Consider the following 13,498-nt stretch of genomic DNA (forward strand, 5'->3'; position numbering starts at 1 on the left):
TCGAAAGGCTGGTAACAGGTGCTCCACAGGGCTGCGAGGTTTATCTGTCACAAGACCGCTCTCCCGATAGCGCTATTGATTGAGTTATGTTGGATACAAATTTAGTGTCGCAAATGTAGCCAGGAAACGTTTAAGATGGCCTTTCTTTGCGGCTCATCGTCCCCCCGTAAAGACTTATTCCCGCACAATCCTGAATTGCAGCGTTTCTTTTTCCGACTCTATGCTGATCACGTACACACCCGGCAGTATCTGCCTGTCCGTAATATCCAGCGAGATTTTCCCGCTGGAAATCTGCACTTGTCTCGACAATATGGTACGTCCGGAAAGATCCGTGATACGCGCGGTAGCGGTTTGATCTGCGTAATCCCGAAGGTGAATATCAATGTGGTCCGTTATCGGATTGGGAGAAACATAATGCCGGGCCCGGTTAAGATCATTGCTACTGACATTCAGAATCTTACTATAAGCAAAGGTATTGTCGAGATCCACCATTTTCAGCCGGTAATACAGCGTTTGAGAGGGCTTAAATGGATTTGAATCAAGAAAACGATAGCGCGACTTTGCTGCATCGAATGCCATGTCACCTGCATGCTCAAACCGTTTGGCATCGGCGCTTCTTTCTATTTCAAAGTGGCTGAAATGCTCCGCGTCGGCAATGTCCCATTGGAGTATCACATCTTTTTCCAGGCGCTCGCCGGTAAAGGAAACCAGCTTAACGGGCAACGGGCCGTCGTAAGTTTGCAAAATAAATCCGCTGAACCCTGTCACGTCGAAAGTGACTTCCCAGCGCTGAAAATCCGTACTCCAGCGGATATTTTCATCGTCCGGGTCGATGAGCGCTACGCCCTGTTTGTAACTGCCGGGCAGACCTGTGCCGTTGCCACTGGTGCCTGGATACTTCCCGATCCTGATTGCAGCAATGCCTTCGGTATCATCCGGCCCTGTCGGCAATTTAGGATTGCTGGCAGGGGAACTATTGAAAAGATTGAATTCGGCCTGGGAAAAAAATAGTGTCAGGGTGCCTGTGGCCGTCGCCGCATTGCTCGTTGGCGTGATTTCGTAGTGCCGGGTCAGGTATGGTATGGCCCCTACGGTCGGGACGCTGTTTTCTACCCAAACCCTTGCGTCGACAGGCCCGTTGACGGGACTGGCGCCGGAAGGCTGCACAGCTGCGATAATCTGGCAATTGTCAGCGGTCGCGAGCGGCGTCCGGGCCGGTCCCTGGACGTTTGTCTGTCCGCTGACGGCATTGGTACCGAGCGATTTGCTGGTTGCAGAGAAAATGGTGATCATGTTTTCCGCCGAGCGGGTGAAAATCAGGTAATCATAAACGGGATTGTAAACAGTATTATCGCGGTAGGCCGGGAATGGCGCAACGATACTGTTACATGGATTGGCTTCTCCGACAGTACCCGTAAAACCGTTACCCCAGGTAGCAGCGCTACCCGTGCCAAAACCGCCTGGCGGATTTCCATACATAGGAATAGTAGCCACGTAGTTGCCGTCCGGCAATGGGGTAATTTTAATAACATCGCTATAATCGCCTGTATTTTTCGGTATCAGCAGCGCATTCGAAGAACTGATATTCCCGATGGTTCCTCCCTGGCCATTTCCCCAGATCACGGCGCCAAGATGCGGACGAACCGGGTCGTTGTCCACCCACCAGTGCGTCGTAACCACATAATTCCCGTTCACCAGGGGCGTAACGCCGATGTTGATGTAGTCGCTATGCAGGGTGGAAAGTTTGACGAGCGAATTGGTACTGTTGACGACGCCTACCGAACCGGTTGCTCCGTTACCCCATGTGATGGCTGTATATGCCCCCGCCTGTCCGTACCATTGCTGCGAGTTCACCACATAATTTCCGTTCGTCAGCGGTACGATTTGTCCATATCCGTCTATGGTACCCACATGGTCGCCCTCTGATTGCCCCACGAGGGAATTGGCACCGGATACTACTCCGGTGGTCCCGGTAACTCCATTTCCCCAGGTTGCCGCTCCTGCGCCGACTTTGCCGTCGATTGTACACGCTGACGATCCCACCACGTAATGGCCGTTTGTCAGCGCGACAGCTCCATACCCGACCCTGTCGGTAGCAAGTGTACCAACCAGGGAATTCGATTCGCTAACCACACCCGTAGTACCGGCAAACCCGTTACCCCAGGTCGCAGCTCCTGCATCCGCATTTCCGTTGCGCTCCCAATAAGGAGAACAAATGACATAGTTCCCGTTGGTTAGCGCCGCGCCGGCCCCGGCACCTACTTGGTCGTCCTGATGGGTCCCGTACAAGGAGTTGGCTTGCGAAACTATGCCGGTAACCGGTCCTGCACCATTTACCCAGGTCGCTGCTCCCGCCCGCGAGACGGCTCCATTGCTCCAAAAAGGGCTGTTAACCACATAATGGCCGTTGGTCAATGCGATCACCCCGCCCGAGCCTACTCTATCGAAAGTTGTTGTGCCGATCAACGAGTTGGATGGCGAAACCATGCCTGTAAGCCCGGTGTTACCATCGGCCCAGGTGACGGCCCCCGCCAACGCAGAACCGGCATTGCTCCATTCCGGGCTGGCCACCACATAGTTGCCGTTTTTCAACGCGGTCACATATCCACCCGAGCTTAAAGAATTTGAAGTGCTAACGGTCCCCGTAACACCCGTATTGCCATTACCCCAGGTCGCCCAGGCAGGCGATCCCACCACGTAATTACCGTTGGAAAGAATGATAACACCCCGCTGCGAAATGGCGGCATCAGTGGAAGTCCCCACCAGGGAATTTTGCGGGGAAACAGTCCCTGTTATGCCGGTATCTCCATTGACCCATGTAGCTGCACCCGCTCTTTGAACATTACCGTTTGCCCAGCCAGGCCAGGAAATGATAAAGTTACTATTGGGAAGTACTGTAATGCCTCCCGACTCCTGCAACTGGTCCCTACCTGTGCCGACAATCGAATTTGCCTCACTGATCGTTCCCGATATCCCCGTTGTACCACTGGCCCATGTCACCGCACCAACGCGCTGCATGTTGCTATCGAACCAGCCGGAACTTTTGATGACGAAATTGCCATTAGGCAACGGGTAGATTTCGTTCCCGATGTATTCATTTTCATGGCCTGTCACAGTACTGATAAGCTGGTGGGTTTTCCCATTGTATAAGTACACCGCACCGGCGTTGTAAGGTCCGTTGGGTGCATAGTAATTCGGGTCCGTCACCACATAGTTGCCATTGGTGAGTACCGTAACCTTCGCGCCGAACCCGCCGAACTCGGAAGGCCCGTGAATGTCCTTAGGCTGCGCCTTTAATGTAAAATGGCAGAAGCCCGACAGAATCATCGCCAACAGCAGATAGTAGACTTTCTGGATCATCATGACTGTTTAGTTGATAGAAACATGCGTGTATGGCGAATCTCCTGACAAGCAGTTCCCGGGTAAAGTTGAGTTCAATTGGGAATGCTTATCGTTCAATAATGGCACCAAACTGTATTGACAATGCACAATGGTGTGGCGACCGCCTAAGAACCTATTTAAATTTTTAACTAAAACTAACGGTAAATCTATTGGGATTGCCGGCATGGAACGCAGACGTGCGGCACAACTTTCGGGTTAAAGGACATCCTGGCTTCCGCGATGTCTCTGTACCATTGATAATTATAAGGCGCCCCCCGCAGCATTTGTGAAGTTTTTACATTTTGCACCAACAGATAATAATTGGAAAATAGCGGATAGTCAAGGTAATCGCCATTGTAATTAAACCGACCGGAGAAATCGTAGGTGACATCATAGGTATATGTGCCGCCCACTGGAATATCGATAGTGACCTGCGGCAGATCCTCATCCTTTTCAAGCTCAAAAAAGCCTGACCGGCTATCATATTCAGCGATAGGACTCGATACCAGATCCTTTCTTAAAATATATTTGTTGGAACCGGCGGGTGGCGGAGCAATGCGTTTGATCGTCACCTTGCCTTGAAGACCTATATAGAAGAACTGGCTGATGTAACTTGCGACCCAGCTTCCATATTGCGGCTCTATTAGCTTCACATCCGGTTGTCCCGGCGTTACTGTTCCGTAACGGGTAGTATCCGGCTTTCCTGAATAGTAATCGACCCGAAAGAAATCGGCTTTTACAAATTCAAATTCACAATTTACCGCGCGCGGAGTGCCATCTATTCGATTGCAATTGGAAACAGGATCTGGAATGTTATGATCCTGGCAGGAAAATGCCATTGCGGTTAGAAAAATGGCCGAAAGCGCCGCCAGCTTTAATAGTGTATAGTGTTTCAATTGACCGGTGTTTATAATGTGCACAAAATGTAATCGAAAGTTACAAAGAAGTCTTTGATAATTGCCCACCCACAACGGGATTTTACAAGTGCTTACGAAAAGCCCTGGGCAATGCAACAATCATTTGACAAGCGCATAGTTCATATCACTGCATCGTAAGCCGACAAAAGGAATATCTTAGCACCTTTAACTGCCAGGTGACAAGCTAACCAGACGTGTATGATACAGATCTCTCCTAAGACTATACATTCGGCTCTTGATCGCGTCCTGCGGCTTGCACTGCTATTCCTCGCATTGTTTGATAGTACATCACTACGTGCCCTGTTGGGTTAACCTATGGCCCGGATGCATCCGCGGCTAGGCAGTCCCTGATTACCAGCAAGAACTGGGCGATCTCCGGCGACACATACGACGTAACCTGCGTCAGTTTGCCTGTCACACTGGTGGCATTTGATGTAAGCAGACGGGAATCCTCGTCGGTACTCCCATGGGCGACGACCGAAGAAACTAACAGCGACCGATTTGAGATCCAGCGTTCAAATTGTAAGGTTCCTTTTGCTCTACGTCACTCGCTCCGCAACGATTTTACCGGATTCATCACCGCCGCTTTCACACTTTGGAAACTCACCGTGATCAATGCGATCATGAGCGTTGCCAGCAATGCCAGCAGAAAAATAGCAGGACTCAAGGAAATCCGGTATTCGAAGTTGCTCAGCCAGCCGTTCATCACCCACCAGGCCACCGGCGCCGAGAGGAGAAATGCAATACCTATGAGTTGCAGCAACTCACGGTTGAATAGCCAGAGAATACTGCCCACGCTCGCCCCCAGCACTTTACGCACACCCACCTCCTTGGTGCGCTGCACAACCATGAACAGGATGAGCCCGTACAAACCCATGCAGCCAATAAGCAGCGCAACGCCGGCAAAAAAGTTGATCAACCGCCCCATTGTTTGCTCCTGCTCGTAAGTCTCCCGGATCTGGTCGTCCACAAATTTCGGCTCGAAAAAACTGTCGGCATACACCTGGTTGTAGGTCTTTTCCAGCTGTTTCAATGCGCGGCCGTAATCGGCAGACCGGAGCTGAATGTTGGCGGAATAATAGCCGGTGGCTACGGTAGTCAGGAACATTGGATTAATGCGCTGGCGGAGGTCCGACTGGTTGTAGTCTTTTAATACACCTACAATTTCGAGCGGCGCAAAACCGGCCTTATGCAGGTGTTTACCCACCACATCGACAGGTCGGGTGAAACCCAGGCGCCTCATAAGCGTTTCGTTAATGAGTGCTTCGCGGGCGGTGTCGGATGGTTGCAGGTTACGACCGGCCATCAGTTTCAAACCATACAAACCCACATAATCGGCATCGATCCAGGCCTGTTGGGGGCCATATGGCTCCTCCTCCGGGCGGTTGTCGAAGCGTATTCTCGTCTGGCTCGTCCAGCCCGACTGGGGAGAGCCGCCCATCGAATAGCTCACATTGGCTACGTCGGGAAGTGCATTGGCGAGGTTGCGGAAAGCGCGCATTTTGCCGACGTCCTGCGAAGGCACGTTGGGCAGGCTTATCGTCAGGATGGCATCTTTCCGAAAACCGAGATCCTTAGTCTGTACATAATGCAGCTGGTTGGCAACCACAATGAGCCCGATGATGAGCATTTGCGAAATGGCGAACTGCATAACCACCAGCCCGCGCCTCAGCGAAAACCCGCCAGCTTGCTGCGTGGTAAGCCGCCCGGCCAGCGCTACCACCGGGCGAAAGCCCGCCACCACTAATGCCGGGTACAAACCCGCCAGCAGGATAACCGCCAGCACCAGCAAAACCAGCCCACCGGCGACCTCCGGTGAGAAATAAAAAGTAAACCGGAACAGCCCGTGCAGATAAGTTTGCGCCAATATCTGACCATAATTAAAAATTACCATCCCTAGCGCCAAAGCGGCCAGTACAATCAGCGTCGTTTCGCCTATGAACTGCCAGAAGAGCTGCGTTTTGGTGCTGCCCAACACCTTGCGTACGCCTACCTCCCGCGCTCGGTTGAGCGCCTGTGCAGTGGCCAGGTTTACAAAGTTGATGCTTGCCGTACCGATCAAAAGCATGCCGATCAGTGCCAGCGACCATAGCAGCCCGCGGCTCACGCCGCCATATTCGGGCGATAAATGCATGCTGCTGAACAGTACCGCCGGATAGGACGTTTTCTTCGCTTCCGCAGGATTGTATTTTTTGACAAATGATGGCAGCTGCCGGTTCCAGTCCGCGACGGTGAACCGGTCGTTGAAAATGACAAAACAATGGGTACTGCCATTGGTATTGTCGAAAGGCTGATCTTCGGGGCGGCCATTGAGCTGTTCTTTCACCAATGGCCAGGAAGCCATCACCGAATAAGCCAGGTCGGTATCGTCGCGGTAGTCGGCAAATACGCCCACCACGCGAGCGGGAATGCGCGCGTCCAGTCGCACGAGCCGGCCTATGGCATGGGAAGTGGAGCCGAAACATTTGCGGGCCATTTCGGCACTCATCACCACAGTACCCGGCTGGCTCAGTTCGCCGGGGCCGCCGGCTATCCAGGTGTAGTCGAAAATGTTGAAAAAGGCTGGCTCCACGAACGCGCCGCGGTGCGTTTTGTCCTTGATTTTCTTATCGGCCTGGTTGGCAACCGGCACCGCCACCATCGGCGAATACCATTCTTCCAGCATCGCCACACGCTCGATGTCGGGGTATTCGTTCCGGACAGCCTGACCCAGCGGATAAGGAATGCCCTGGATGTTGAATGTACCCGACGACAATGTGAAACTGGAAGTGAGCTGATATATCCGGTCGTAATTCCGGTGATGCTGGTCGATCTGGTAGTGAAAACGGACCAGGGCGAAGATCAATAATGCGCAACCCAGGCCCAGTGCGAGTCCGCTGATGTTGATGACGGTGTAAGCCTGATTCTTACGCAAATTACGCCATGCGATTTTGAAATAATTATAGAGCATAATGGGGAGTTAGGATGTTGAGGGCGGGTCGGTAATGGCCGCCGGACCGGATCTGTCCAATTTTCGTACCATCAACACAAAACTGCCTTTTGGTCATTTAAAGCCACCTTTCCCTAAATAAAATGTGCGGTTTTGGACATCACCCGTCCGATAATGATGTCAATGTGGGTGTCGCATTGATTAATGCTCGAAGGTGCCTTATCTACTGTGAATCTGTTGACATTCGAATCTAATTCAATATCTTTAAACACGAGCCGATTAGACTATAACGCTTAAAAATACCTGACTACGATGAGCTTCCGGGCACAAAATGTTTTGGACTACCCTAACCAGCACGCTATATTTCTTGTATGGAAATTCAAAGATGGCCCGGCCCCCAACGAAGCTTTCCGGAAAGTGTGCGCATTGGTCATCAATTTAAACAAATCCGCCGATGTGCGCTTCCCCGACGTCAAGGCAAGCGTGGTGATGGGCATAGGGCATGATGCCTGGCTAAACCTCGGCCTGCTGCAACCATTGCCGAAGGAATTACAACGGTTTACACCCATAACGGGAAGTAAACACACAGCCGTGGCTACCGAAGGTGATCTGCATTTTCACATCCGAAGCTCGAAGCAAAGCTTTTGTATCGATGCCGCTTACAACCTCTCCACCATACTTGAATGCGCAGCAGACTGTATTGTGGAGATACACGGCTTCCGGTATTGGGACAGCCGCAGCATACTCGGCTTTGTAGACGGCACCGAGAATCCGACAGGCGAACCCAGGGCTTACTTTGGCATAGTTGGTGATGATGACCCCGTTTATAAGGGAGGTAGTTATCTGTTTGTTCAGAAATACCTGCACGACCTGAAAGCATGGCGGGCCATGCCGGAATCCGAGCAGGAAAAAGTCATCGGGCGCTCCAAGGGTTATGATGTCGAGATGCCCGACGGTGTAAAACCACCCAACTCCCACTCCGCCCTGGCCAATGCGGGGGATGACCGTAAGATCGTGCGTGACAATATGCCTTTTGGAAACGTGACCTCCAACGAAATGGGCACTTACTTCATCGCATATGCCAGTACTTTCAGTACGGTGGAGCTGATGCTGACGAGAATGTTCGTCGGCGAGCCGGAAGGAAACTATGACCGCATTCTGGACTTCAGCACGGCACACACGGGTACCTTGTTCTTCGTGCCGACTTTTGATATGCTCTCCGATTTCGGGGGGTAGGCAGCGTAAATCAGATAAATCTCCTCATCCTTAAACCTGAATTGTCATGTCCGAAGACCATTATAGAGAAAAAGAAGAGGAAAAATTACCGTCGGCCATTCCTCCCTACCAGTTACTGGACCTGATGACGACCGGCCCCAAAAACTGGGCAGCGGGAATCCCGGCAGTAGCCGCCTCGGTGAGCGACCTGATTCTTAATAAGACGGTTGTAAGAGGTGGTAAAGCACTATTTAAAATGAACCAGTTCGATGGGTTCGATTGTCCGAGCTGCGGCTGGCCCGACCCGGATGACGACCGTTCGCCAATCGCCGAGTATTGTGAGAACGGCGCCAAGGCCCTGGCAGAGGAAGCTACCTCCAAAAAGGTAACCGCGGATTTTTTTGCAAAAAATTCGGTTTATGACCTCGCGAAGCTGACCGACTACGAGATCGGGCATTTCGGGCGCCTGACCGAGCCGATGTATTTACCCAAAGGAGGTACACATTACCGGCCCATCAGTTGGGACGAGGCATTTCAAAAAATCGCACAGCACCTGAATGCCCTGGATTCTCCGCATGAAGCAGCCTTTTACACCTCAGGCAGGCTCAGCAACGAAGCCTCGTTTGTGTACCAGCTTTTCGTACGGGAATTCGGCACCAACAATTTTCCCGACTGCTCCAATATGTGCCACGAAACCTCCGGCTTCGCGATGTGGCCCACACTGGGCGTAGGTAAAGGCACCGTAAAGCTTCACGACTTCTACGATACGGATGTCATTATTGTCATCGGGCAGAACCCTGGCACGAATTCGCCCAGAATGATGAGCGCTCTGGAAAAGGGTAGAAAAAACGGCGCAAAGATTATCGCGATCAATCCCCTGCCGGAAGCCGGACTGATGCGTTTCAAAAACCCGCAGGAGATCAGCGGTGTTTTGGGTAATGGGGTCCAACTGGCCGACCTCTACCTGCCCGTAAAGATCAATGGCGATATGGCATTGATCAAAGCAATCGAATGGTTATTGCTTGATTTCGAAAAAAAGTCCCCGGGGAAAGTTTTCGACCACGAATTCATCCAAAACAAAACCGGCGGTTATCAGGCGTTTGTAGCGCACCTGGCCGGTTACAACTTTGAAGAGCTTACAGCGCAGACAGGCATGAGCCGGGATCAGATTTACCAGGCCGCCGAAATGATGTCCTCCCAAAAAAGGATTATCGTTTGCTGGGGAATGGGGCTCACCCAACAGCCCAACGGGGTCGATATCCTCCGGGAAATAATCAATCTGCTGTTGCTGAAAGGAAGCATCGGTAAACCTGGCACCGGCGTATGCCCTGTCAGAGGCCATAGCAATGTGCAAGGCAACCGTACCATGCTCATCAACAACAATCCCACACAGGCCCAGCTCGATAAACTGCAAGAAGTATTCGGGTTCGATCCGCCGCGGCAGGAAGGTTACGATGTGGTCAACTCCATCAAGGCAATGCACGAAGGAAAACTCAAAGTGTTTTTTAGCATGGGCGGCAATTTCCTTTCCGCAACGCCCGACACGATTTACACGGCCCAGGGAATCCGCAAACTCAAATTGACCGTAAGTGTCTCCACAAAACTGAACAGGGGCCACCTTATACATGGCGAAGAGGCGATCATTTTGCCAACATTGGCCCGCAGCGACAGGGATATCGTCCATGGCGAGCTGCAGCATGTAAGCACCGAGAACGCCATGGGTGTAGTAGAATGGTCTCGCGGAATGCTTACACCGGTCAGCGACCAGTTAATGAACGAAACCCAGATCGTTTGCAACCTGGCCAAGGAGACGCTGGCGGACAGGTCGGTCGTAGAATGGGACAGATATTCCGGGAGCTATGACGCAGTCCGTGACGATATCGAAAGGTGCATTGAAGGGTTCGAAGACTATAATGAACGGGTGGTGCAAAGAGGCGGGTTCTATCTGCCTAATGCGGCCCGCGACGGCCATTTCAGCTCTGAATATGGTGAGAAAGCGGCATTCACGCTAACCGAACTACCGGACAACAAACTTGCGGATGATGAGTACCTGATGGCTACCACCCGTACACATGACCAGTTCAATACCACTATTTATGGTTTAGACGACCGCTACCGTGGCATCCATAATGAGCGCCGCGTAATTTTCATGAATCAAAACGACATTGAAAAGGTTGGACTGCATGCGGGGGACAAGGTGGATCTCTTCAACTATGACGATGGCATCGAACGCATCGCACCGCTTTTCATCATTGTATCCTACCCTATCCCGGAAAGAAACACCGTCACCTATTTCCCGGAAACCAATGTTCTTGTATCCATCAACAATGTGGTAAAAGAAAGCAATATGCCAGCCTCCAAATTTGTCAGGATAAAAATCAGGCCACATGATCCCCTTATCAATAAAAGAATTTAGAACTCTGGTAGGCCTCAATTTCTACTGAGCTCTTCTTTTCTCATCAAAAAGTACGTTCCTGTTATTTCCCGAAACCTTTGATCTTCCGAACAAATAGGTAAGGCCAAGATTGAAGGTTTTATAATCGTAGTCCGTTTTTACGCTCTGCACAAAATCGCTGAAACGTATTTCATACTTGCTTACAGACCCTATAAAAATCGACGAGCTGAGTATCAAATTGTCATTAAGTAATTTCAATCTGGCTCCGGTTGTCAGATTGCGTTGACTGTATGTGTAAACATTTCCGCCCGTTGAGGGAAGATTTTGGCTATAATTAAGGTTAAAACTCAACTTAGGTGTTGCCTTGAAACTATTGTTAATACTAAATGACGCAGAGCTTCCATTCTGAGTAGGAACATCTTCGATTTTAGATTTTGAGGATGCAAAGAAAAAAGAGGCGGAGGTGCTATTGTCCCACCATTTAAACAATGCCCTATTAAACGATACATAGGCTCCCAGGTTATCCTGAGTTAAATAATTCTCTATCCTCGAAACTACTGACGGACCATTAACCGTCGTAATCGATGAAAATATATCGCTGCTATGTTGTGTGAATGCGGTAAAAGAAAACATGCCTTTATACAAATAACTGATTTCCAAATTGTTACTATATGATGGCAGAAGAAGTGGATTGCCCACGGAATAACTGTAAATGTTTGAATAAAACGTAAAAGGATTTAGGAAATTCAGACCGGGGCGATTGATCCTCCTCGAATAATTCAAAGAAATAACATCATTCCCGGTAGCCTTGTAAAGGAGATAAGCTGTGGGAAATAAGGCGCCATAACTACGCCTGCTACGCTGTTCCAAAGTCGGCGAGTAGCCATCCATGGTCGTGTACTCATAACGCAATCCTGCTTTGGCGGTCCATTTTTTTGACAGTTCAGACTCCATGCTGACATAGGAGGCCAGGTTATTTTCGGTATAATTGAATTCGTTACTGCGCGTGTTATCCAGCAAGAATTTTTCGTGGAAGTAGTTATAATATGCTACGTCCGCACCATTATTGAAATTGGCAAACTTAACTCCTGTCTCTACCGTTACCCATTTATAAGGCAATGTCAAATCTGATTGAATAGACCAGATACGGTATCTTGAAATGCTATTATTTCGAACTGAGGCATAGGTATTTTCAGATTCAGAAACGAAATCGTTTCGTATTCTCGGCTTGTTCGTAAAAAAGCTGACAGAACTACTTAATTTCTTTCCGGCCGTGTCAATCTTTAGATCGTGGTATGTATTCAAGGTCTGCGTGAACAATGGCCTTGAAATGCTGGCTGTTGTGTTCAAAACCGAGTCGATAGTATTGCTCGTTTGATAGCTGGTCTTATTATTCAAGGTAGTGAGCGACTTGCTGTCCGATACATTGTAAATAAGCCCGATATTATTATTTTTATTCAGTTTATAATCAACACTTAAACTAGCCTGCACACCTGGTGTAGTCGTTACACGCCGGCCGCGGCCAAGGATCGGATTCGGCCTATCGATTATATCGTTCGATTCTTTGATAATACTTCGGTACTTCGACTGATTAACAGTAAAAGAGCTGCTAACTTTTTCCGATCGGTAGAAAAGTGCCAGATTGTTATGATAGGAGCTGTATGTTCGCTGCACAAACGACGAACTAATTGACCCGCGCCACCCCAAAGATTCGTTTTTCTTCAAAACAATGTTAATCAGGCCGGCATTCCCCTGGGCCTCATATTTCGCCGGCGGATTGGTAATGATCTCGATTTTTTCTACACTTTCGGATCTCAGTGTTTTCAAATAATTAGTCAGGTCGGTTCCACTCAAATAAATTATTTTCTCATTGACCATAACGCCCATCCCACCCTTACCCACCATCGAAACGCCAATGTCGGACACCTTCAAAAACGGCGCCCCTTGCAAAGCCTCGAAGAGGGAAGAGCCATTGGCCATGATAGTGTTGTTCAGGTTGAATATCCATCGATCAGCCTTTCGTTCAAGAACAGGACGTGTACTGGTGATAGTTATTTGTTTGAGTTGTCTGGTTGATTCGATGAGTATGATATCCGGTAATTGAAGCGTCCTGATATCTCCTAATGCAAGGGAAAGGGACAAACTATCTTTGCTGACTTCCGAAATCCTGATCAAATAATCCCCCTGCTCTGCTGCCGTGAGCCTGAAATGGCCTCCGGTATCGCTTTGCGCAACCTGGATCCATCGATTAGTAGCAAGCTGCTTTAGCATTACGTTCGCAAACGCTATGGATCGATGATTGATATCCACGACACGGCCTTTGATCTCATAGTCGGCTTGCGCAATCTTTCGTTCGATCAGTATATTCCCTTCTATCTGCCGGAATGAAAGAAAAGTGTCTTGCAATAGCTCCTGCAAAGTTTGTTCAATAGTTCTTGTCGCTACGGGCAAGGTAAGGTTGGCAAATGATTTAATTTCCGCTTTACGGTAATAAAAGCGAAGCGAGGTTTGCTGCTCGATTTTTTTGAGGCCACTGGCGAGGCTTTCATCCCGCAGACCGATAGTAACCATGTCCGAGTGCATATCTTGCCCCCTCGTAGCGGTTGCAAACAGTGACTGGAAAATGGTTAATACAATAGAAGTAACGATAACGCTTATACG

Annotated in this window: 6 protein-coding genes; 2 read left to right on the forward strand and 4 right to left on the reverse strand. The window is 49.9% G+C overall.

Features of this window, described 5'->3' with window-relative positions:
• Positions 1-174: 174 nt before the first annotated feature.
• The 3 genes from J7619_RS01860 to J7619_RS01870 form a co-directional block, all read right to left on the reverse strand.
• Positions 175-3,363 (reverse strand): T9SS type A sorting domain-containing protein, encoded by a 3,189-nt coding sequence (locus J7619_RS01860; protein WP_291193345.1) that lies wholly within the window; start codon positions 3,361-3,363, stop codon positions 175-177.
• Between the two features lie 185 nt (positions 3,364-3,548).
• A complete protein-coding gene (locus J7619_RS01865; RefSeq protein WP_291193347.1) occupies positions 3,549-4,277 on the reverse strand; it encodes a hypothetical protein in 729 nt (242 codons plus the stop codon).
• A gap of 565 nt (positions 4,278-4,842) precedes the next feature.
• Positions 4,843-7,248: an ABC transporter permease gene (locus J7619_RS01870; protein ID WP_291193349.1), complete on the reverse strand. Its 2,406-nt coding sequence runs from the start codon at positions 7,246-7,248 to the stop codon at positions 4,843-4,845.
• A gap of 291 nt (positions 7,249-7,539) precedes the next feature.
• Between J7619_RS01870 and J7619_RS01875 the strand changes: the two genes are divergently transcribed.
• Together J7619_RS01875 and J7619_RS01880 are read left to right on the forward strand one after the other, a co-directional pair.
• Positions 7,540-8,463 (forward strand): Dyp-type peroxidase, encoded by a 924-nt coding sequence (locus J7619_RS01875; protein ID WP_291193351.1) that lies wholly within the window; start codon positions 7,540-7,542, stop codon positions 8,461-8,463.
• Between the two features lie 46 nt (positions 8,464-8,509).
• Positions 8,510-10,858: an FdhF/YdeP family oxidoreductase gene (locus tag J7619_RS01880; protein ID WP_291193353.1), complete on the forward strand. Its 2,349-nt coding sequence runs from the start codon at positions 8,510-8,512 to the stop codon at positions 10,856-10,858.
• 21 nt (positions 10,859-10,879) lie between these two features.
• Here J7619_RS01880 and J7619_RS01885 read toward each other — a convergent pair whose 3' ends face one another.
• The gene (locus J7619_RS01885) at positions 10,880-13,288 is read right to left on the reverse strand and encodes an outer membrane beta-barrel family protein (RefSeq protein WP_291193355.1); all 2,409 of its coding nucleotides are present in this window, start codon (positions 13,286-13,288) and stop codon (positions 10,880-10,882) included.
• Between the last annotated feature and the right edge of the window lie 210 nt (positions 13,289-13,498).

Origin of the sequence: Dyadobacter sp., from assembly GCF_017744695.1 — a bacterium.
Taxonomy (GTDB): Bacteria; Bacteroidota; Bacteroidia; order Cytophagales; family Spirosomataceae; genus Dyadobacter.